The 21,437-nt window shown below is 42.7% G+C and carries 18 protein-coding genes and 2 pseudogenes; 10 read left to right on the top strand and 10 right to left on the bottom strand.

Going from position 1 to position 21,437, the window contains the following annotated elements:
* Positions 1-129 precede the first annotated feature (129 nt).
* The 3 genes from upp (at position 130) to V7K56_RS11025 (ending at position 1,608) form a co-directional block, all read left to right on the top strand.
* Positions 130-780, top strand: a complete 651-nt coding sequence (gene upp, locus V7K56_RS11015) for a uracil phosphoribosyltransferase (RefSeq protein WP_334910302.1) — start codon at positions 130-132, stop codon at positions 778-780.
* Between the two features lie 75 nt (positions 781-855).
* Positions 856-1,209: a hypothetical protein gene (locus V7K56_RS11020; protein WP_334910393.1), complete on the top strand. Its 354-nt coding sequence runs from the start codon at positions 856-858 to the stop codon at positions 1,207-1,209.
* Between the two features lie 129 nt (positions 1,210-1,338).
* Positions 1,339-1,608: a YggT family protein gene (locus V7K56_RS11025; RefSeq protein WP_334910304.1), complete on the top strand. Its 270-nt coding sequence runs from the start codon at positions 1,339-1,341 to the stop codon at positions 1,606-1,608.
* 85 nt (positions 1,609-1,693) lie between these two features.
* Here V7K56_RS11025 and V7K56_RS11030 read toward each other — a convergent pair whose 3' ends face one another.
* Entirely contained in the window at positions 1,694-2,125 is a 432-nt protein-coding gene (locus V7K56_RS11030; protein WP_334910307.1) for a biotin carboxylase, read from the bottom strand.
* Positions 2,126-2,630: 505 nt separating this feature from the next.
* Here V7K56_RS11030 and V7K56_RS11035 point away from each other — a divergent pair.
* Positions 2,631-2,774 (top strand): annotated as a pseudogene (locus tag V7K56_RS11035) (transposase); the annotation flags it as partial.
* A gap of 221 nt (positions 2,775-2,995) precedes the next feature.
* A complete protein-coding gene (locus V7K56_RS11040) occupies positions 2,996-3,631 on the top strand; it encodes a hypothetical protein (RefSeq protein WP_334910309.1) in 636 nt (211 codons plus the stop codon).
* Positions 3,632-3,779: 148 nt separating this feature from the next.
* On the opposite strand, the gene V7K56_RS11045 is transcribed toward V7K56_RS11040, so the two are convergent.
* Together V7K56_RS11045 and V7K56_RS11050 are read right to left on the bottom strand one after the other, a co-directional pair.
* Positions 3,780-4,982 (bottom strand): alpha/beta hydrolase, encoded by a 1,203-nt coding sequence (locus V7K56_RS11045; RefSeq protein ID WP_334910311.1) that lies wholly within the window; start codon positions 4,980-4,982, stop codon positions 3,780-3,782.
* A 66-nt stretch (positions 4,983-5,048) separates the two neighbouring features.
* Complete coding sequence (locus V7K56_RS11050) at positions 5,049-5,261, bottom strand: hypothetical protein (RefSeq protein ID WP_442939997.1); 213 nt, start codon at positions 5,259-5,261, stop codon at positions 5,049-5,051.
* 112 nt (positions 5,262-5,373) lie between these two features.
* Here V7K56_RS11050 and V7K56_RS11055 point away from each other — a divergent pair, with 112 nt between their 5' ends.
* Positions 5,374-5,787, top strand: coding sequence for a fasciclin domain-containing protein (locus tag V7K56_RS11055; RefSeq protein WP_334910313.1), 414 nt, complete (start codon positions 5,374-5,376; stop codon positions 5,785-5,787).
* A 150-nt stretch (positions 5,788-5,937) separates the two neighbouring features.
* Here the strand turns inward: V7K56_RS11055 and V7K56_RS11060 are convergent, their stop codons facing one another.
* The 3 genes from V7K56_RS11060 to V7K56_RS11070 form a co-directional block, all read right to left on the bottom strand.
* Positions 5,938-6,585: a Uma2 family endonuclease gene (locus V7K56_RS11060; RefSeq protein WP_334910395.1), complete on the bottom strand. Its 648-nt coding sequence runs from the start codon at positions 6,583-6,585 to the stop codon at positions 5,938-5,940.
* 324 nt (positions 6,586-6,909) lie between these two features.
* A complete protein-coding gene (locus tag V7K56_RS11065) occupies positions 6,910-8,475 on the bottom strand; it encodes a M16 family metallopeptidase (RefSeq protein WP_334910315.1) in 1,566 nt (521 codons plus the stop codon).
* Positions 8,476-8,537: 62 nt separating this feature from the next.
* Positions 8,538-10,106, bottom strand: a complete 1,569-nt coding sequence (locus tag V7K56_RS11070) for a M16 family metallopeptidase (protein ID WP_442940002.1) — start codon at positions 10,104-10,106, stop codon at positions 8,538-8,540.
* Positions 10,107-10,382: 276 nt separating this feature from the next.
* On the opposite strand from V7K56_RS11070, the gene V7K56_RS11075 reads away from it, so the two are divergent.
* Positions 10,383-10,997, top strand: coding sequence for a TetR/AcrR family transcriptional regulator (locus V7K56_RS11075; protein ID WP_334910320.1), 615 nt, complete (start codon positions 10,383-10,385; stop codon positions 10,995-10,997).
* 136 nt (positions 10,998-11,133) lie between these two features.
* On the opposite strand, the gene V7K56_RS11080 is transcribed toward V7K56_RS11075, so the two are convergent.
* Positions 11,134-11,613, bottom strand: coding sequence for a DUF4332 domain-containing protein (locus V7K56_RS11080; protein WP_334910322.1), 480 nt, complete (start codon positions 11,611-11,613; stop codon positions 11,134-11,136).
* A gap of 223 nt (positions 11,614-11,836) precedes the next feature.
* Between V7K56_RS11080 and V7K56_RS11085 the strand changes: the two genes are divergently transcribed.
* Positions 11,837-12,778: an extracellular catalytic domain type 1 short-chain-length polyhydroxyalkanoate depolymerase gene (locus V7K56_RS11085; RefSeq protein ID WP_334910324.1), complete on the top strand. Its 942-nt coding sequence runs from the start codon at positions 11,837-11,839 to the stop codon at positions 12,776-12,778.
* Between the two features lie 12 nt (positions 12,779-12,790).
* On the opposite strand, the gene V7K56_RS11090 is transcribed toward V7K56_RS11085, so the two are convergent.
* The 3 genes and pseudogenes from V7K56_RS11090 to V7K56_RS11100 form a co-directional block, all read right to left on the bottom strand.
* Positions 12,791-13,621 carry a dienelactone hydrolase family protein gene (locus V7K56_RS11090; RefSeq protein ID WP_334910326.1) on the bottom strand — a complete coding sequence of 277 codons (831 nt, stop codon included), beginning with the start codon at positions 13,619-13,621 and terminating at the stop codon, positions 12,791-12,793.
* A 352-nt stretch (positions 13,622-13,973) separates the two neighbouring features.
* A pseudogene (locus V7K56_RS11095) lies at positions 13,974-14,495 on the bottom strand (Holliday junction resolvase-like protein).
* A 103-nt stretch (positions 14,496-14,598) separates the two neighbouring features.
* Entirely contained in the window at positions 14,599-15,222 is a 624-nt protein-coding gene (locus V7K56_RS11100; RefSeq protein WP_334910329.1) for a class I SAM-dependent methyltransferase, read from the bottom strand.
* A 93-nt stretch (positions 15,223-15,315) separates the two neighbouring features.
* Here V7K56_RS11100 and hemH point away from each other — a divergent pair, with 93 nt between their 5' ends.
* The gene (gene hemH / locus V7K56_RS11105) at positions 15,316-16,482 is read left to right on the top strand and encodes a ferrochelatase (RefSeq protein ID WP_334910331.1); all 1,167 of its coding nucleotides are present in this window, start codon (positions 15,316-15,318) and stop codon (positions 16,480-16,482) included.
* Positions 16,483-16,790: 308 nt separating this feature from the next.
* Positions 16,791-21,425 (top strand): polymorphic toxin-type HINT domain-containing protein, encoded by a 4,635-nt coding sequence (locus tag V7K56_RS11110; RefSeq protein WP_334910333.1) that lies wholly within the window; start codon positions 16,791-16,793, stop codon positions 21,423-21,425.
* The last annotated feature ends 12 nt before the right edge of the window (positions 21,426-21,437 follow it).

The following is a 21,437-nucleotide window of genomic DNA, read 5'->3' on the forward strand; positions in this document are numbered from 1 at the left end:
ATGTCAACTACTAATGAAATATTTTATCAATAAAATTGAGATTGTCAATTTTAAGCTGTCAGCCGGATGCAGGAAAGAGTATTATGGTGTTTCAGTTGTTATACAATAAAAAGGCGCCTATTTCTGGCTATGACGCTACAATTGCGCGTTTATGTTCCACCCCATCCCCTGATCAAGCACTGGCTTGCAGTTGCCCGTGATGCAGGCACGCCTTCAGTATTGTTCCGCAGTGCCATGACTGAGTTAGGAAGATGGCTGACTTATGAAGCTGCACGAGACTGGTTGCCGACTCAAGAAACAGCAGTACAGAGTCCCTTAGATACCTGTCTGGCAACGGTGATCGATCCGCAAGTGCCTATGGCAGTAGTACCGATTCTGCGGGCTGGGCTAGGATTGCTAGAGGGAGCGCAGACTTTACTGCCTCTAGCATCAATTTACCACCTTGGCTTGGCGCGAGATGAAGAGACACTGCAACCTCATTGTTATCTGAACAAGTTACCAGAAAAATTTGACCCCCAAACACGAGTGTTAGTTACCGATCCAATGTTGGCAACCGGAGGGTCAATTATGGCGGCAATGGCAGAATTGACACAACGGGGTGCTGACTCAGCCTTGACGCGGATTGTTTGTGTAGTAGCGGCTCCACCAGCTTTGCAAAAATTGAGTGAAGCTTATCCAGGTTTAATAATTTACACCGCTACAATTGACGAAAAACTGGACAGCAAGGGATATATTGTACCGGGATTGGGAGATGCAGGCGATCGCATCTTTGGGACTTAAGCTAGTATGCAGCTAGGGCAGGAAAATAGCATAACTACTGTAAAAGTTGCAAGGTTTGTTGAAGGCGGTAAAGATATGAGTCAGCGAGATGGTTTTGGCAGTGGCTTTTTAGCAGGGGCGTTTGTTGGTGGAGTCTTTGGCGGTGTTATTGGGGCATTAATTGCTTCTCGACGCGAGCCAGAATTGCTAGTAGAAGAGGAGACAGAACTGACAGATAGCCAAGGCGAAGCTAAGAAAATAGCAGCAAAGCGGCGTCAGATGAAAGCCTCAGAAAGCGAAAGCAACAGTATAGAAACGGCGAGGCGATCGCTAGAAGATAAAATTGCCCAGCTAAATGCCACAATTGATGAAGTGCGAAAGCAACTGGGAAATGTTAATGGCGGTTCACCCCAACCAACCAATGACCGCTCCCTCACTAAAGACTCCTGAAGTTTGTTCAGGCGTGGTGAAAGTGTCAAGTGTGGTAAACGTGAAATCCGCAAACACTTTTGACTCTGGACTAAATTAAAATTAAAAGATAAGACCGCGTTTGACAACTAGTAGGAAACAAAGCTATCTATGAGTTTACTGATTACGACACTAATTACCTTTGTCACCTTTTATAGCTATTTGCTAATTATCCGGGTTTTGCTAACCTGGTTCCCAACAATCAACTGGTATAACCAGCCATTTGCCGCTTTAGCCCAGATAACTGATCCTTATCTGAATCTATTTCGCTCAATTATTCCCCCATTGGGCGGTATAGATTTTTCGCCGATCTTAGCTTTCTTAGCACTCAATGTAGTTAGTGGGCTTCTGAGTGCCATTCCAGCTAACCTGCCCTTATAAAAAGATTTTGATTACTACCTTGGTAAAGAATTGTGTAGAGACGTTAATTATACAAGCGTCTCTACAATTTTTTACGAATTACGAATTATTTACGCACTTGACCGCTAAACCCGGCAGCCTTAAACTGTTTTAGCTTCAACGGAGTAGGCTGATTCGCAGGTACGGAAATTCTCAATTCAAAATCGCTAATACCTGGTGGTACCTCGGTAATAGAGCCTAAGCGAGTGCGGTTTTGCATCACCGAGTCATTATTGGCATCATAAATGCGTCCAAAAATATCTGCGTCGTAGACTGTTTTATTAGTGCCATTTTCTGCTTTGCCAATGATAATAAAACAATTAGCTGCCGCGCTACCACTACTGATAACAGCGCCTTGTGCTAGTTCTGATGGACAATCTTTATAAGAGACATCAAATAGTTTAATCTGTGTCAGGGCTACAGCTGGGGGAACAATCACCCACGATAGAAAGGGAATGAGACATGAAATAAAAACGACCGTGAGCGAACGCAACCGCATAAAAGACCCCGTGATTTAATTCAATAATTATTAACTGATAACCTCAGCTTACAACATACCCCTACTCTCTATTCTCTACTTCCTTGATAAAAATGCTTTAAACTGCCTCCATCCTAAATCGCTAATCGCTCTAGATAATTTCCTGTTTGGGGTTGCTGAATCCAGGGATGAATTGTCATTCTGAGCGCATCCTTGACAGGTTAAGGTAATTGCACTTTTGTCAAGAGGGTGCAGAGAAAAGGGGATAAATTCAGCTTAGAGACTGGCTAAGGGAGAGATTTAACCACACCTAAGTCTTGATTTTCTGTTAAAACGAACAACCTCCGAAGCCTACAGTTCAATCCCGAAGGCTGAATATTTATTCTTTTGCAACTGTATCTGGAGTTTAGACTAGTAAGGAGTGCGAAACTGTTGAACAAATTAGTTAAAAAACTTAATAAATTCTCAAGATTTATCTTAATCTCTCACGCATAGTCAGTACTGGTGTGCTACCACACCCAGTACCAAGTTGAATCAATCGGTCTTTGGCGTTGCTCAAAGAGTAATGTTTAACATGGCATGTTGGAGTCCTTCTTACTTCGCTTGTTCTGTTGGTGGCGCACCAATCGAAGTATTAAAAGAATATATTAAAAATCAATTAGCCAAGTAGCGAAGCTATTGGGCGGGGCCTGTATCCCATTATTTTGGTCAACCCTAGAAAATACCAAGCCGATGCCAACAACTCAGGAGATAGGAGACAGAATCAAGTTTTTCTCCGAATATTAGGCATTTTACATTTAATTATGTCTATATTTAACTACAGGGTGATTGGAGACTTGAATTTAGCATTTGTAATAATTAGGAGAATAAGCCCTTAATTGCTATGAAATTATGACTCCAGATGAGATTGAAGTAGCTATGTTCGCAGCCTTTAATGATTGTGATGCAGCAAGCTGTCCTCTCACTGACACGCAAAAACAGATATTACTGCAAGTGGTCGAGCAAATTCAGGGAAATTTTACCTCTGAGATGTCAAATATTGCTAATCCTTTAGATGAACTTACCCCAGAAGAGTTAGAAGCATTTTTACAATTTGTTAAGGATGAAGAACAACGCAACCGCACTTGGAAAGTGCAATTACTCAACGACTGGTTGCTAGAAAAAGACTCTGGAACGGTACACTTTATTCGCCAACGCTATGGTTTACAGTGGTTGAATCGTGTTGAGTCATATCATTTTGACAAGTATTCTTATTTTGAGGATGCACTGAAGTTAAGAGTAGGCGATCGCATTGAAGTTTCCAATGCACTATGGGAATGGGTGCAGGAGAATGGGCCTTGTAAGCGGGAATGGTTTCCCTGTATGGTGATTAAGGTCGAGGAAATTAGCGATGTCTACGACGGGCTACGCCTACGTGATGATTCCTCTACTAATTGCGTTGTCCGCTTCTTTAACGGCGCAGAATATGAAATTCAAGGAATGTATGAATGGAATCGCTACAATTGGCGTTGGCCTCAAAAGGAGTAATACCAATTCAAAATTCAAAATTCAAAATTCAAAATTAAGAATTCAGACAGGACAAGGTTTTGGAGATGTGTATCTGTCGCATTCTTTTTTCAAATTGGTATAAGGAGTGCTGAGTTTTTAATAATTATGAATCCGTCTGGAAATAAAATCATTGCCCGAACAACGCCCAAGCCAAAAACCTCTCAGTGTAATACAATGCTAATTGATTGCTCACACCGTTGAAAACAGCATCAAAAGCATGTTCTGCCCAAGGAATTTCTAGAAAAACCGCAGTATTGCCAGATTCATGTAAACTTTCATACATCTGTCTGCCAAATCGCGCTTCTACTAAATGGTCGCGACTGCCGTAAATTAATAAAGTTGGCGGTAAAGGGTGCATTAAGTAATTTATTGGTGAAGCAATTTGATACCGATTAGGCAATTCTTCTAAAGAACCACCAAGAAATGCTTTTAAAACAGTGCGGGTATTTATAGGATCGGGATTTGGTGGTGTTTTATATCCTTCAGTTAAGTTAACAGGCCCATAATAGTTCACCACAGCGCGAATCGGTGGTGCATCGGGTTGATAAGCCGCTAGCATTGCTAGATGTGCCCCAGCAGAACGTCCTAAAAGTACCATACGTTCTGAATCGGCTTCATATTCAGCTGCATGTTTGCGAATAAAATTCAAGGCTGTACGCACATCATCTAACTGAGATGGAAACTGATATTGAGGTGCGTGTCGATAGTTGATCGCAAATACCGTATATCCATGATTAGCAATATATTGGTTAAACTCAGAATTGGCATGAGTATTACCATATTGCCAAGCTCCACCATAAATTACTACTACTACTGGATATTTCCCTACCTCTGGGGGTTGATAAACTTCCATTTTTAAAGACACTCCTCCAGGAGAAGCAAAGAGAATATCTTTTTGATGACGCGTTTTACCTAATGTAATACCCTGAAAGAAATTAACTAAGTTAAAAGGATAGGTTTGCATCTTAGCCCTTACTTTGGGTGGAATTTGCTCTAGATAAATTGCTCCCAACCCTTGTTTCATCGCTTTAGCCATCTGCATTTGAGTTGATGGGATATTCACTAGCACCCATCCACAAATTAGCAATCCAATTAAACTGAAAATGCAAACTAAACGTTGTAGTTGACGGTGACGGATATAGAATAAAGACAGCAACAAAAAAAGCAAATTAAATAATAATAACCAAGGACTAACTTCTGGCGCTCCTACTGCTAGCGTGAGTAAGAACATATTTGGAGCAGGAAGAATAATCCAAGCACTAAGAAATAGACTTGCAAAACTGAGTAATAATGCAAGCGATGATAAAAATATTTTGGGTTTAATAAACATAGATTAAAATGCGGTAGTAATGACTTCAAATAAGTACAATTTATCCGCTAATGCTAGGGCATGTCATCAATTGAGCCAGATGACAGAAGCAGCCAGATAAATAGCACCTAGAAAGTTGGTTGCCCGTTTATCATAGCGAGTTGCGTAGGCGTAGCCCGCCGTAGGCATCGCCCAGTACTGTTTGAGTTTAGCAAAGAAGTTTTCAATTAAATGACGAGCTTTGTACAAGTCCAAGTCGTAATCATGAGGATTCCTGCGGTTGCGCTTGGGCGGAATCACGACAATTTTGCCTCAAGTCATTAAGATAATTTAACCTATCTGTGGATAGATAGTAATAGTTTGAATAAAAGTATATTTTCAGTGACGAAAGATACAGAAATTTCTAAAACATATGGCTGACATTGTTGATACTGCTGTTAATGCTGGTTCCTTTAAGACCTTAGTAGCGGCAGTACAAGCTGCTGGTTTAGAGGATACCCTCAAGGGCGATGGTCCATTTACGGTCTTTGCACCAACTGACGAAGCATTTTCTAAGCTAAAAGAAGGGACAGTAGACTCACTGCTTGCTGACGTTCCCCTACTGATAAGAATCTTAACTTATCATGTTGTTTCAGGGAAAGTGTTGTCAACAGATGTGGTCAATTTAGACTCTGCTTCAACTGTTGAAGGAAGCAGCATCAAAATTGATGCATCTAATGGTGCTGTGAAAATCAATGATGCGACAGTTATCACGCCAGATGTGGAAGCTGATAACGGTGTGATTCATGTGATTGACACAGTATTAATTCCTGCATATCCTGCATAGGCAGTTGTTTCAATAGCTAATTTGTATTTCGATTTTGTAGGACAGCGATTATATTTAATTGCTGTCCTACAAATTTTCAGATGCAGTGCAGAGCAGGGGTGAGTGTTGGGCTTCGTTAACCATGTCGGTGAATTCTGGTAACAGCATAAATTATTGCTGTTGTATCTGTTTTTGTACCCAAATCCGAAAAGCTTTGAGCGTTGCATTTCTACCTGCTGTTGTACTTTGCTCCAGATATTGGGGAATCGCTTCAATTAATGAGAATAGAGGAAAATTTAGGCTTTGTTGAGATTCGACATAATGCCCATCTCGCAAAATATTAATTTGGAGCTTTCCTCGATCAAAACGCCAAAGCTCAGGCACATTTAGCACTTCATAAATATTAGGATGAGTACGAGAAGTAATATCAATTTCTAGAGCTAAATCTGGAGGAGGGTCTACTGCTAAATCTAGTCGCTTCTTGCCGCGAATCTTAGATTCATTTTTTATATAGAAACACTGATCGGGTTCTATACCTTGAGCCATTGCTTGGTTTTTGAAAGTAGTAGAACCAAGGCATCTAAACTCAATGTCTAATTCTTCCAAAAGAGCTTTGACTAAATCGCTAATAATTTCTTTATCATCTTCATGTTCTGGCAGTGGTGCCATAATCTCCAGCATTCCCCTGTCATAAGCAATTCGTGCTGCTCGATGTTCCCCTAAATCCTCTAGAATTGTTTCCAATTCCTGCCAGGTTACATCTTGCAATAGCACTCTTTGTCCTGGTGGAACATGGATGCGCTTTAATTCCAACAACATCATCTCCACTCCCAGTAGTTGAGACCTAAATTTAGCTTACTCTAGTTAACCTGATAGGGGCGACAATTTTTGCTGCTTTATAGAAGTATATAGATAGTGGAGAGATCGCTCCTATACAAGATGAACAGAGTAGAGAAAAACCTCTGGGAACTCCAGAGGTTTTGGTTCCTGATTTAGTTTCTACTTGTTACTCCAATTTGTCCTCGGTCATTTCCTGATAATGGAGAAAATTATTTTAAAAACTAGATCCCCGATTTCTTAGACAGTCGGGGATATGAGCCTTGCGATTTTATTTAGATATTGAGTGTCTACCCATCTACGCTATTAATTCTTCGCCTGTGGCTGCGAACCAGGAATCGTTACATCTATTGGTGTCACCTGTTTAGCTAACTGTGTCAATGGCGGTTGAATGGCGGTTTGATTTCCCACTACTAAAGTCACAATCTTTTCTGGCTTAAGGTATTCTCGTGCTACTCGTTGGACATCGGCTGCTGTGGTGGCAGCGACGGCTTTTTGATAGCGAAAGAGAAAATCAGCAGGATAGCCGTAATATTCGTATCGCATCAATCGTGATAAGGTTTGGCTGGGGTCTTGAAAGTTGAACACAAAGGAGTTGAGTGTAGACTCTTTGGCATAAGCCAGTTCTTTTGCTGTCACTCTTTGAGTTTGGGTGCGCTTGATTTCAGCTTGTAAGGCTTTGACAAACTGGACAGTAGCATCCGATCGCGTTTCTCCACCAGCGATAAATATGCCAGGATAATCGTAGCGGGGACTCCACTGACCATAGACAGAGTAAGCTAAACCTTGACGCGATCGCAATTCATTAAATAAGCGTCCACCAAATCCATTTAACACTCCATTCAATACATCCAGCGTTGCATAATCGGGATTGTCGAAACGTCCGCCCAAATGTCCGATAAGCACACTACTTTGCGTCAGTTGTGGCTGATTGACAAAAAAGACTCCACCTGTATTAGCTGGCGAAACCTTTGGTAATGTGGGTTTAGCAATACCTGGGTTACGTTGCCAATCGCCAAACTTAGCTTGAATGAGCGATCGCATTTTCTTACTCTCAAAATCCCCCACAATCCCCAAAATTATATTATTGGGGTGGAAATATTGCTGATAAAACTTGAGCAAATCCTCACGCTCGACCTTATCCACCGTTGCATACTCCATCGTGCGAGCATAAGGGCTATCTTTTCCATAGAGCAATTTCTTAAATTCTCGGTTAGCAATCCCATCTGGATTGTCATTACGACGGGCAATGCCACCTTTAGCTTGTGTCTTAGCCAAGTCTAGCTTTTCTTGAGCAAATACAGGCGATCGCAGCACCTCAGCAAACAGCCCAAACACTGTTTCTAAATCTTCACTGAGTGCGTCAAAGCTAGCACTACCAGAAGTTTCATTAATACCAACTTCCACAGATGCCGCTCGTTGTTCCAATATCTCGTTGAGTTCATCAGGCGAATGGTTCTTAGTTCCTCCAGTTCGCATTACCCCACCTGTAAAACCAGCCAACCCAACTTTCTCCATTGGTTCCAAGCGATTCCCTGTCCGTACAAACGCTGTACCATTCACCAACGGTAACTCGTGATCTTCCATTAAATACACAACCAAGCCATTTTGCAGTACAAACCGCTCATACTTGGGTAACTTAATCTCAGGTAGCGGTGGTAGCTGCAATTGTGTGTAATGTTTCGCCTCAGCCGTCGCCGCTAGAGAAAAATTACAAGTTAAAAGTAAACACGCAAAAACAGCAACCAAAACATAAATCAGCCCCTTTACATTTTGGATTTTAAGTCGCACCAAAGGTGCGCTGACAGCGCAACTGAGGTTTTTGATTTTGAACACCATCCGCCTTTTACCTTTTACCTTGTGCCTGTGCATACTCTTTTCCTTAGCGTCCTTCGTGGTAGCCTGCGGCAAGCCGCTTTGTGTCTACGTTTCTCTTAAGATTGTTTCGATAACAACTCACCAATCGTGCGATTTTCTGGCGTAAACGTCTGCTTTGCCACTCGCACAATATCAGCCGTCGTCACCGCTGAAATGTCATCCAACTGCTTAAACAAATTCCGCCAAGAGCCAGTTTTCACCTCATATTCCAACAATTGTTGAGCCATACCCATATTGGAATCGAGAGTACGTAACAAACTCGCTCGTGCTTGGGTTTTCACGCGTTGCAAATCAGCCGCCGCTACAGGCTCAGTTTTTAATTTGTCAATTTCTTGACGTAAAGCCACTGCCAACTCATCAACTGTATGACCAGGAGCTGTGAGAGCATAGAAAAAGATCAGGTTTGGGTACTTATCTCCAGGAAATCCACTGTAACCTCGAGCATTTAGCGCCAAACGTTGCTTTTCTACCAAAGATTTATATAGCCGCGACGTGCGTCCATCACTTAATAAACTGCCAATGATTTCATAGACAGCATTATCTGGATGAGTAATCGCCGGACGATGATAACCTTCTAAATACCAGGGTTGTGAAGGTAGCTGTAAAGTAACTTCTCGTGTTTGTTGTTGTGGCGGTTCCACCGGGATTTGTTCAACAGCTTTGGTTTTGGCTTGAAAACGACCAAAATAAGTTTGCGCCAGTTTTTTCACCTGAGTGGGATTGACATCTCCGACAATGGCGATGGTTAAGTTACTTGGTACGTAGTGAGTATCAAAAAACTTTTGGACATCTTCTGGTGTCAGATTGCGGATATCTTCGTCATAACCAATCACCGGACGCCTGTAGGGATGGGTTTTGTAAGCAGTATCGACGAACTTTTCCACCATCAGTCCAATGGGTGAATTCTCCACCCGCATTCGTCGTTCTTCTAAAATTACATCTTTCTCTTTATAAAATTCACGACGAATTACCGGATCGAGAAATCGCTCCGACTCCAACGACATCCAAAGTTCTAGCTTATTGGCAGGAAAGCTGTAAAAATAACGAGTGGCTTCAGTTGAAGTGTTGGCATTTAAACCCACGCCTCCCGCTTGTTCGACAATTTGCCCCAATTCATTTTGCTTGACTAGCTTGCCTGCTTGCGATTCCACTTGCTCAAACTCAGTTTGTAATCGAGCAACCTCAGCTTTTTTGCCAGCGGCTGTCGCTGTTTTAATTTGAGCATTCAACTGCTCTAAGGTATCTAGTAGCGGTTTTTCTTTTTTGTAGTCTTGTGTACCAATACGCGTTGTGCCTTTAAACGCCAAATGTTCCAGAAAGTGAGCTACACCAGTTTTACCATCTGGCTCATCCACACCACCTACATTCGCATAAGTAAGAAAAGAAACTACGGGCGCTTGATGTCGTTCCAAGACAATGAATTTCAAACCATTGTTAAGGCGAAACTCCGTTAATTGCTTAATAACTCGATCAAGATAAGGTTGGATTAAACTTTGAACTGGTGGGGTTTGGGTTTTAGCTTCTTGAGGAGGTGCTGTCTGAGTTTGAGCTAGAGCGACTTCTGGCAGCAATGCCCACGAGAAGATAATTAAAGTCAACAAAGTAACAAATAACCGCTGTAATATGACAGATACTCGATCTGAGCAATCCAAAATCCCCAATCGTTCGACACAGACGTTTGGCGATCGCTCACTCAAGCCGCGCTGACGACGAAGTATAAAATCCAAAATTGACCGACTGCTCTGGTTCATAAGCAAAAATTAAGATAAAGTTACATTACCTAAATAACAGGATACTTAGTAAAAGAGCCTTAATCTTGTATTAAGCTTTTTGGGCTTTTTGTACTTGACGTTAGACAATAATGCTACAAGTCCTGTTCCGGATATTTCACCATAACTGTTATGCGAGTTTTTAATTCTTCCCCACCTTCAGAGGCTCAGACGCGTACCCGGATTTTACAGGCAGCACAACGGTTGTTTGCCTCTCAGGGATTTGACGGTACTACCACCCGCGACTTAGCACAAGCGGCAGGTATAGCTGAAGGTACTCTATTTCGTCATTTTCCGAATAAAAAAGCAATTTTGGTGGAAGTAGCCACGAGTGGCTGGGTAGAGATTCTTACAGATTTGCTCACAGAATTAAGTGAAATGGGTAGCTATAGAGCCGTCGCTCAGGTGATGCGCCGTCGGATGTGGAATTTCCAAAAAAATGCCGATTTGATGCGTGTTTGTTTTATGGAGGTGCAGTTTCACCCTGATTTGCGCGATCGCATTCAATTAGAAGTGATTACTAAAATGACTGATGTGGGTGAAGCATTCTTTCAAACAGCGATGGATAAAGGTATTTATCGTCAAACAGACGCCAAGCTAGTTGCGAAAGTTTTCTTAGGAATGTTTGCGATCGCAGGTTTTTCTAACAACACCCTCATCGAACCTGAAGCCTCTCCCCAACAAATGCAGGAAATGGCCGAAGGACTTGCTGATATCTTTCTTAATGGTGTTTTAGCTAAAGAGTAGGGAATTGGGCATTGGGTATCAAGAAGAGACAAGGTAGACAAGGGAGAGGGGGGAGACAAGGAGAGAAGTCACCAGCGCCGGCTTCCGGCGTTGGCGTAGCCCGCCGTAGGCATCAGAACTTCGGGGAGAGATTTGTTTAATTCCTCCTTGTCCCCCTTGTCTCCCCTGCTCCCCACTCAGCACTCAGCACTATTTTCGCTTGCTGACTCCACTGTTGTACTAGCTCAATTGCTGGACACAAATCTCGGCGCTGCATTGTTGCTACCTGCAAGCGCATAATTTGTTGGTGCAATCTGTGAGTGGGAGTTTGAGCTAACTGCACTACAGAACCAATACCTGCATGAAGCAATAAACCACAATATTGTGTCCCGACACTGGGAATACGTGCCAAGTCAGCTAAAGCCATCCATTTATTTACATACTGAAGATGAATTTGTAGTTTATTTGCTAACGCTAGTCTTGACTCTAGAGTTTTCCCTTGTTTGACTAAGGTTACTGTGCTAGTGATTCCACAATTTTGAAGTTGAGATTGTTCCTCATGGCTCAGTCCAGGTAATTGCTCAATTGGCCAATCATGAGATTGGATAGTAATTCTATCTTTGTGTTTAGCAGACATTTTTGAAAGAAAAATATAGGCTTGTTTAAATATTGTGACAGTTGTTTCTTCGCAAAAGTACGCTTTTACAGTTTAGTGTTTGTTATGTAAATGTCAGAGTTTAATATCTAAATATAGACTAACAACTATATTTGAGTTGTTAGCCTCTGTTAAGTAAAAATTTGTTGCTGAATAAGACTTAAAAAGTATGTTAAAGTAGCTGATATCAGTAAAGTTCATCAAAATGATGATATATCAAAATTCTCAGATTTTAAAAAAACTTTTAAGTTTTATACTAGGAATTAGTTTAATAACAGCCTGTGATTCCATTCACGCAGACGAAAAAAGTATAACTAAAGAAAAAATCTTGATTGGTGATAATTATGGTGAACTATATGATCAAGGAAAGTTACGTACCTACTATTTTTATACCCCAAAATATTATAATCTAGACCGCCCGATGCCATTAGTTTTGGTATTTCATGGAGATGATGGTAATGGTCGGTCTATCAGTAATGTGACTCGCTTCAATGAATTAGCAGATCAAAAAGGATTTATTGTTGTTTATCCAGATGGAATTAACCAAAAATGGAGCCTTAAAGGTAACACTCAAGGAAAAGTAGATGATGTTTTGTTTGTCAGTGCTTTGATTAATCATCTTCAGCAGCAACTTAATATTGATAGTCATAAAGTTTATGCCACCGGTTTTTCTAGAGGTGGCATACTTACCCAAGCACTGGCTTGTAAGTTACCTGATAAAATTGCTGGTTTTGCATCAGTAGCTGGTTCGCTCCCAGTTAGACTCAAACCTAGTTGTCAGCCTCAAACTCCTATATCGATGTTAACGATCAACGGTACAAATGATCGCGATGTCCTTTATGAAGGTAATGACCACACTCAACGAGGAGCGTTGGTTTCGATCTCAGACATGGTAAAGTTTTGGCGATCGCACGATCAATGTAGCTTATCGAATGCATCTTTGAATTTTTCTGAAGACAAAGTGAAAACCGCTATCTACACAGGTTGTAATGGCAACTCTGAAGTCTGGCAGCTAGCAGTAGTCAACGGTGGACATTTTTGGCCTGGTGGTTCTTCAACTGACAAGAGTTTAAACAAATTCAATGCCAAGCTGGGGCTGAACGCCAGTGAAACAATTTGGGACTTTTTTCAGCGTCATAGTTCATGAGTAGCTAATTTTTTAAACACCATTTTTCTTAAACCATGCCAAGAGGCGTTTCCAACCATCCTGAGCTTCTTTCTCACGGTAGGAGGGGCGATAATCGGCAAAAAATGCGTGGGGTGCATTGGGATAGACGATAATTTCAGATTTGCTGCTGCTGGACTGTAAGCGCTCGCGCATCTGCTCTACTGTATCAAGAGAAATACCTGTATCCTTCCCACCATAGAGTCCAAGAATGGGAACTGTCAGTTTTGATGCAATATCGACGGGATACTTGGGCTGAAGTTCTGTAGCATCGCCCACGAGTCGCCCATACCAAGCTACACCAGCCTTCACTTGGGGATTATGTGCTGCATATAACCAGATAATACGACCGCCCCAACAAAAGCCTGTAATTCCTAACTTCTTGCCATTACCCTTAGCTGATTTCTTTGCCCAGTCTAGTGTAGCATCAAGATCGGATAACACCTGGGTATCTGGCACTTTGGCGACAATTGGACGAATTTCGTCTATGCTGCTTAATTTCGAGACATCACCTTGACGGATAAATAATTCGGGTGCGATCGCTAAATATCCTAACCGAGCAAAGCGACGAGTGATATCCTGGATATGCTCGTGTACACCAAAGATTTCCTGGATTACCAGAACGATTGGGAAATTGTCACCAGTAGCTGGTGCTGCTCTATAGGCAGGAATTTCGCCATCTTTGACAGGAATTTTCACTGCACCAGCTACTAACCCCTTGGCATCAGTAGTAATGACTCCGGCAGAAATGGGTTGTACTGCGAGGGCAAAACCTGTCGCCACTGTCGCTGTTGCAATAAATTTGCGGCGCGTTAGTTCTTTCATAGTCTCTACGTTGAATTACTAAGTTCCTTTATATTTAGGTTACTGTATGGTCAAATGTGCAAAAGGGTAGGTGTACAAATTTCACACCTGAAAAAAAGTGCTTTTATCTCAACACCAGCAAGCATTTCACCGCACTAATTGTCCTCTACGTTAAAAAATTTATTTTACGAATTCTGACTTTTGACTCCTTTTCATAAAGAGTTTTAGCTTTAACTAAACTGTATTGTTGCTTATTCTCTATATTGCAATTTATCAAAATCCTTATTAAGGATTGAAACAAGGGTAGCAGTGGGGTCTGGAGAAACCTCAGATATAAAACTTAGTATCAATAATTAGACAAAGAGCGATCATCTTATTTTTCCCGATTTATCCAATCTTTTCCACCCGCTAACTGACTAAGATAATCATCCATAACCGCTGGTAATTTCTTTGGTGAATAAGTATATGTTAAAGCCAGTAAACTAGTAGCGGTAATTAAAATCTGGTTTTTATCTAACATTGCTGACAACTGAGAACGAGTAAATTTCCCATTAATAACTTCTTCACTAGCATCAGCGATCGCATCTTCAAGAATTTCCTCCTCTATCAAATATTTCCATTCCTTTAAATTAATATAGTAAGATGTTTTATTATATTTGAGATTCAGTTTTTTAATTTCTCGGATTGAATTACGAATAGAAGCTGCCCATAAACCAGTTAATCGTTCTTCTATTTGGTTCTTAATCAAATGAATTAGCAGAATCCTTAAATAAGCTTAGATATTCCGTAGAATAGCTTGTTTACTCATGCCCTCTAATTCATCTACAATTGCCAACGCATCTGCGTAACGTCCTTCTTGGATACAAGTTCTGAGGTCTATTAATTCCTGTGTCATTTCTATTAACCTCAAAATTTCATTATGCCAATTTCAATATAACAATCACATATACTTTATTAATAGCAGGATATCTTACCTACTATTAATAAAGTAGTATTATTCACTTATTCGCCTGTATCACCTGCAAACTACCACCTGCATATAGAGTAGACTTACTCACTTTAAAGCCAGTCTTAGCTAACAACTCAGCTAAATCAGTTTTTAGTAATTCCCAAGCTGTTTCTGTCTCAAACAATAACAAAAACACCGATACCCCAGGCCAAAATATCGGATTTGTTGGAGCGTGAAAATCCACCAGCGTAAACACTCCTCCTGGCTTTAGCACCCGATAAACTTCATTAATAATTTTTCGTAATTGCTGAGGCTGCATCTCGTGTAGTGCAACACTGGTATGCACCACATCGAACAAATTATCTGCAAATGGTATCTCCTCAGCAAATGCTTCTATGTATGAAGCTTCCGGTACATTTAGCCGCGCCCGTTGCAAAGACTTGGGTGAAGCATCCAATCCTGTTACGTTTTGTGAAGTTTTTACTAAAAACTCCGTCGTTTGGCCACTACCACAACATAAATCTAAAACCTGAGAATCTGAGTGAATTGTTAAGCCTTGCAAAGCAAGTTGCCGAAAACGGACTTCACCACCTACACTTAAGGCTGCTAAACGAGAGATCCCATCATATAACCACTGATAACGGTAACTCCAATCCCTTAAAATTGTTGCCATTGCATATTTCCTTGCTATTAAGCTTTATATTTAATAAAGATATATTGTTAACATTAGTAAAAAACCTGAAAAGATTGGGGGAAAGTAACTGCTATGGGTCGTGTAGGCGTCTTATTACTCAATCTCGGTGGCCCTGATAAGCTAGAAGATGTTGGGCCGTTTTTATACAATCTATTTTCCGATCCGGAAATTATTCGCCTACCATTTCGCTGGTTGCAAAAGCCCCTAGCCTGGTTTATTGCCACGCGGCGAACCAGAACATCTCGAGAAAACTATAAGCAAATCGGTGGTGGTTCCCCATTGCGACGGATTACAGAAGCCCAAGGGGAGGCTCTAAAAGAACAGTTAGGTTTTTTGGGGCAAGAAGTTAATATTTACGTGGGAATGCGTTATTGGCATCCCTATACAGAAGAGGCGATCGCACAGATCACCCAAGATAAGGTAGAAGACTTGGTAATATTACCACTATATCCCCAGTTTTCTATCAGTACCAGTGGTTCCAGCTTCCGGCTTTTAGAAAAGCTTTGGCAAGAAAATCCAAAACTTCAACCTATTGATTACACCGTCATCCCTTCTTGGTACAAACAACCAGGCTATCTCCAAGCAATGGCGCAACTCATAGTCCAAGAACTTGAGCAATTCCCAAACCCGGATGATGTTCATATATTCTTCAGCGCTCACGGCGTTCCGAAAAGCTACGTTGAAGAAGCAGGCGACCCTTACCAGCTGGAAATTGAAGAGTGTACTGCATTGATTATGCAGACTCTCAATCGACCCAATACCCATACTTTAGCTTACCAAAGTCGTGTCGGCCCAGTAGAATGGCTCCAACCCTATACTGAAGATGCCCTCAAAGAACTAGGCGCACAAGGCGTGAAAGATTTGGTTGTCGTGCCAATTAGTTTTGTCTCAGAGCATATCGAGACACTACAAGAAATTGATATTGAGTATCGAGAAGTAGCCGAAGAATCAGGAATTCACAACTTCCGACGCGTACCTGCTCCCAATACTCATCCAGTATTTATTAATGCACTAGCTGAATTAGTGATTGATGCGTTGAGAAACCCCAGTTTCAAGCTTTCGCAAGCTGCCCAAATGAAGAAAATGGTAAAAATGTACCCTCAAGAGCGTTGGGAATGGGGTTTGACAACTAGTGCTGAAGTCTGGAATGGTCGAATTGCGATGCTGGGTTTTATAGCCTTAATCGTAGAGCTGATTACCGGTCACGGCTTCTTGCACATGATTGGAATTTTGCAGTAAAAGGTACTGGAGACTGGGGATTAGGGATTTGGGACTAGGAAATAAATATTTAGAATACTTTCTTACTACCCAATCCCTACTCTTATGTCCAGATAATTAGTTACGATTAAACTCGAATTTGAATCCACCAGTGAAGGCATCGAAGTAATTGCCAAATATCGCTGCAAAGGAAATTGGCAACTGAGCTTGATTATAAAAATTAGACTAAAGTCGATAGCGATCGCATTTCCACAAATTATAAAATTTGTTAGTATAAAACGCCTAAAACCAGGAATTAGGGCTTTACTCTTCAATGGAGTCAGGGTGAGATGAGCGATCGCATCAAGCTTGGGCGCAAGAAAGCAGGTACATCCACTTCTTCAAATCCGTCCCTCGTTTCACCAAATACTCCTACCCTGGCAAACCCAGTACCAGGCTTCGAGTCACCAATAAATAATGCTTCAATGCAAACAGCATCTAAGGTATCAACCGAAGAGCAAGAAGCGGAGTTTGCTGGTGAATCATCCTTAGAATCACTTGCCATCAAAGAAAAGCCCATTAGTCACGACATTAGTCGCATAGCGTTGCGTCGTCCCCAAACAAAACTGACAGTTGGAGAACCAGGGGACGAGTCTGAGCAGGAAGCGGATAGAGTAGCTAATCAAGTGAGAGCGTTTAGTGATGAGCGCGATATTTACTTTGGAGTGGGGAAGTCGCCAAGAAATCATGAGTTGACTCCTGTGACGCAGCAGACAGGAACAGTACAACGGGTTGTTGATGAAGGTGAAACACAAACCGTTTCTAAGCCAGATGATATCGAGTCCCAAACATTGAATTTGGAGGCTTCACAAAATGTAGAATTGATTGTCAACCGAATCGCTACACTTTTGCAAGTCGATCCTAACGATCAATCTGGAAAGGTCAGGCGATTGTTGGCTCAACTCAATCCGTCCACCCGTCAAGCAGTACTCGCTCAACTTCAAACACTCTTGCCCCGTGAACAACAGCAAAGTTTGCAAAGAATTCTGTTGGAATCCAATTTTGAGCAGGTGCAGGTACTTCCCGAACAGATGGTATCTAATGAGAGCGGTATTTCAGAAGATGGAAACCAGGTCAATGCTAATTCTTCTCAAACTCAAGCTCAAGACAGTACCGATCAAGCAAATAATAATTCATCTCAAACTGCTTCAGATGCTGGAACAGAGGCATCTGCCAAGGCTCAACAGTATTCAGCAACTGCCAGTGAGTCGACATCATCTTCTAGTTCTAGATTTAGTGAAAATGGTTCAAGTGCCAATCAGGCAAGTGCTTTAAGTCAACAGGCTGCTTCTCAACAAGTATCTGTTGCTGACAATGGGGGTCATCAAGGTGCAAGTGAACAAAATCCTCCTGCCTCTTTCCATGCAGGTGAGCAAGCTGCAACCACCAGCAGTAAATCTGCATCTTCGCCAGAGAATGCCTCTCTCAACAAAGGAGCAAGTCCGACAACTGCATCTCAAACTTCCTCTGGTTCTCCTACATCTACTAGTCAGCAATCCAGCCAACAAGCAAGAGCATCGACAAGTCAACAATCCGGTCAAGGAGCGGGGTATCAGGGAGAAGGCCCCAACGGAGAAACAGCTGTTGCTCAACCTCTACAAAGTCCTGATGAAATTCAAGCTCCATCAGCGCGATCGCAAAGTAGCCAAGTGTTACTCGAACAAGTTGCGACAGCAGCTAATAGGGCACGGCAGCGATTTAGCGAACGCGTTACTCAGGGAACTGAGGCGATCGCCGCCAGTATCCAACAGCAGCAAGCAGCCTTGATTGCAGCCGGGGAAAAGCAAACCGGGGCAATTCAGGCTCTGTTTGCCAATGCCCGCGCTCAAGTCAAAGAGACTATCACCAGTGTCCAAGCTCAGCTTCAAACCGATGCTACCTCACATCTGGCAAGCTTAGAACAGGGGCATACTACCACACTGGGGCAAGTAGAAACAACCTTTTCCTCCGGACAAGAACGTGTCCAGAATCTTGGGAATACCTATGCTGACCGTTCGTTACAAACTGCTGATCAGTCTGCTCAACAAGTGCAAACTCGGATTCAGGGAATGGCGCAGGAAGCGCAAGCTATTGGTCAGCAGAAGGCACTCTTGGGCGGTAGTACCCCAGAGATAGCTCAGGCAAAAGCTAAAGCAGCTAACGAGATTGCCTCAGAGACTGCAACCAAGATTACCAGTGGTGTGTCTGATAGCATGAGGGATTTACGAGCAACGGGGCCAGAAACTGCTCGTAGTTTTAGAGACCAGGGTCAACAAGCAGCACGGCAAGTAGGTGCTGGGCAGGCTGAGGTCGCGAACCAATTGCATACATCCTATCAAAACACAGCTAGTGGGATTCAACAAGCTGTTGTCCAAGGTAGTCAGGCACTCGGAAGTCTTGGTAGTCAATTGACTGCTCAATTGACATCTTTGGAGCAAACGATTCAGAACCAGTTACAAGCTGAGATTGCACAGAAGAACCAGGAGATTGCTACTGCCGGACAGCAGGCAATTACAACCTTTCAACAGCAAGGACAACAGGCGATCGCCAGCGGCGATCAACATCTGGCTCAGTTCAATCAGCAGCTTGCTGAAATGGATATTGACCCTGAGCTTGCTGCTGAAGTCACTGGGGAAATCCTCGGTCAAGTTAATGGGGCTTATGACAATCTGATTGCAACCACTGATGGAGCTTTCCAACAGGCTGATGGTGCCCTAACTCAAGCTGGAACAGAGGTAATTAACGCAATTAACGCCATCTCTACAAATGCCTCTGGACAAATTCAAACCTTCCTGGGACAAGCTCAAGGGCAAGTGACTCAGCAAGTCGGCACCATCTCTGGTCAGCTTGGCAGTGCCGTTAGCCAAGCAAATACAGCAAGCAGCAGTATGGCCAGCCAAGTAACCACAAATCTGCAAGGACAACTCAATCAAGTCGATCGCGGTTTTGGACAAGGTTTAGAACAATATCGCGGTGGACTGAATCAACAGGTTACATCTGTAACAGAGCAAGCCCGTGAGCCGCGACAGAGTGTACCTGGTCGCATTGATGAAGCACAACGTAGAGCCGAAGAAAGAGCAAAGAACAACTGGTTTGTAAATCAGTGGAATGACTTTGTGGAGATGGTCAGTAGTCCAGGTTTCTGGGCAGGTTTGGTTGTCGGATTGCTTGTTGGCGCACTAATTATTGCAACATTTGGAACAGGTGCTGTAGTTCTGGTGGCGGCTGGGGCGATCGCAGGAGCAGTAGGAGCATTAGCAGGTACGATCGTTGGTAATTACTCAGAAGGGAAACGAGGCTGGGCAGTTTTCGAGGGTGCTCTCAATAATATGATTTGGGGTGCTTTCGGTGGTGCTGTTGGTGCTGCTGCTCTGGTATTTCTTGGAGGGGTGGCTGCTGGCGTGGGTCTTAGTGCAGGTGCCACTCTGGGCCTGCTTGCAGGTGGTGCTTCCGTTGTAGCTGGTGTTATTACAGTAGTAGATAACATCGCCCATGACCGTCCTTGGGATAAGAACCTCGTTGCCAATATGCTGTTTGCTGGACTCCTAACCTGGATTGGCGGCAAAATTGCAGGTCATGGTGGAGAAGAACCGCCAGTGCGTCCACCTAGAGAAGAACCGCCAGTGCGTCCGCCTGGAGAAGAACCACCAATGCGTCCGCCTGGAGAAGAACCACCCGGAACCGAACCACCTACCCGTCCACCTAGAGAACCTGGCAGTGGAGAGGAACCTCCTCAACCTCAAGGTTGCTTTGTCGCAGGAACCAAAGTCCTTACTCCCCAAGGTGAAAAGAATATTGAGTCTTTGGTTGTGGGGGATGAAGTTTGGGCTTTAGAAACCTTATCTAAAGAAGAACGAACTCAATCGGTTGAATGTGCTTATATTCGTAACGTAGCTACTGTTTTAGATATTCAAATTGGTGAAACGATTATTACCTGTAGTCCTGAGCATCCATTTTGGGTGTCTCAGCAAGGCTGGATCAAGGCAAAAGAATTGCAAGTTGGATTGACTTTGTTCTCACTGCAAAAAGGTGATGTCACAATAGAACATATTCAGATACGCACAGGTACATTCACGGTTTACAACATCGAGGTCAACGGTTTACACAACTACTGCGTCTCACCTCTTGGTATTCTTGTGCATAACAAAGCAATGCGCTGGAATCTACAAGATCGTGCGGTTGCTCTCAGACCAAAAGTCAACGAATTAATTGAGCGAGTAAATAGCTTACCTGAAGATGCACCAGGCAAAGCAGATTTATTGCGTCAGGCGCAAGAGATTGATCCAGAAGCAAGCAGATTGTCGCGCCTTGCAGAAGACTCGGAATCTCCAGAAGCTTTGGAGCCCTCACGTGATGCCATTGAATCAATGGAAGAGCGTTTGGCTCGGTTGGAAGAAACCATTAATACTGCTAGTTTACCTTCACGTGCCCGTTCTCTTCCTCATAAGGTTCGACAACTTAGCGAACGTGCAAAGGAGTTGCCAAATAATATACCTGAAAAACAAGAGATATTAAATAGACTCCGAACATTGGAAGAACAGGCAGAAACTGTGAAACAACTAGCACAAGAGCAACCTGATGATATAAGCAGTCTTGAGTCTGATATTCTTGAAACTGAGGCAGAATTAAGAAGTATTGAAGAAAGAATTAGGGAGCTTAATCCTGCAACGCCATCAGAAGCAACTGTTCCGCGCCCACACCTTCCTTATCCTCAAAATCATTTGCCTACGGAAGGAGATCATCCATACATACCACCTCGCCAAGCTGGTAATCCAGAAATTGTTAGATGGGCTGAGGGAGGTGGATTTGAGGATATTCATGGCAACAAATGGGAGTGGGCGCGCGATCAACATGCTGGTCCCCACTGGGATGTACAACATCCTGATGGTTCACATACAAATGTGTATCCTGATGGAATAGTTCATCAGGGAAGTGATAATTTTTAGCACAAAATAAAG

The sequence above is a fragment of the Nostoc sp. genome, from assembly GCF_036917535.1.
GTDB lineage: Bacteria > Cyanobacteriota > Cyanobacteriia > Cyanobacteriales > Nostocaceae > Nostoc.

Coding starts and splice junctions, on each gene's coding strand:
- V7K56_RS11025 (WP_334910304.1), top strand. CDS start 1,339: ATGAGTTTACTGATTACGACACTAATTACCTTTGTCACCTTTTATAGC.
- V7K56_RS11040 (WP_334910309.1), top strand. CDS start 2,996: ATGACTCCAGATGAGATTGAAGTAGCTATGTTCGCAGCCTTTAATGAT.
- V7K56_RS11060 (WP_334910395.1), bottom strand. CDS start 6,585: ATGTTGTTGGAATTAAAGCGCATCCATGTTCCACCAGGACAAAGAGTG.
- V7K56_RS11085 (WP_334910324.1), top strand. CDS start 11,837: ATGATGATATATCAAAATTCTCAGATTTTAAAAAAACTTTTAAGTTTT.
- V7K56_RS11090 (WP_334910326.1), bottom strand. CDS start 13,621: ATGAAAGAACTAACGCGCCGCAAATTTATTGCAACAGCGACAGTGGCG.
- V7K56_RS11020 (WP_334910393.1), top strand. CDS start 856: ATGAGTCAGCGAGATGGTTTTGGCAGTGGCTTTTTAGCAGGGGCGTTT.
- V7K56_RS11080 (WP_334910322.1), bottom strand. CDS start 11,613: ATGTCTGCTAAACACAAAGATAGAATTACTATCCAATCTCATGATTGG.
- V7K56_RS11065 (WP_334910315.1), bottom strand. CDS start 8,475: ATGCACAGGCACAAGGTAAAAGGTAAAAGGCGGATGGTGTTCAAAATC.
- V7K56_RS11045 (WP_334910311.1), bottom strand. CDS start 4,982: ATGTTTATTAAACCCAAAATATTTTTATCATCGCTTGCATTATTACTC.
- upp (WP_334910302.1), top strand. CDS start 130: ATGACGCTACAATTGCGCGTTTATGTTCCACCCCATCCCCTGATCAAG.
- V7K56_RS11055 (WP_334910313.1), top strand. CDS start 5,374: ATGGCTGACATTGTTGATACTGCTGTTAATGCTGGTTCCTTTAAGACC.
- V7K56_RS11075 (WP_334910320.1), top strand. CDS start 10,383: ATGCGAGTTTTTAATTCTTCCCCACCTTCAGAGGCTCAGACGCGTACC.
- V7K56_RS11100 (WP_334910329.1), bottom strand. CDS start 15,222: ATGGCAACAATTTTAAGGGATTGGAGTTACCGTTATCAGTGGTTATAT.
- V7K56_RS11110 (WP_334910333.1), top strand. CDS start 16,791: ATGAGCGATCGCATCAAGCTTGGGCGCAAGAAAGCAGGTACATCCACT.
- V7K56_RS11030 (WP_334910307.1), bottom strand. CDS start 2,125: ATGCGGTTGCGTTCGCTCACGGTCGTTTTTATTTCATGTCTCATTCCC.
- hemH (WP_334910331.1), top strand. CDS start 15,316: ATGGGTCGTGTAGGCGTCTTATTACTCAATCTCGGTGGCCCTGATAAG.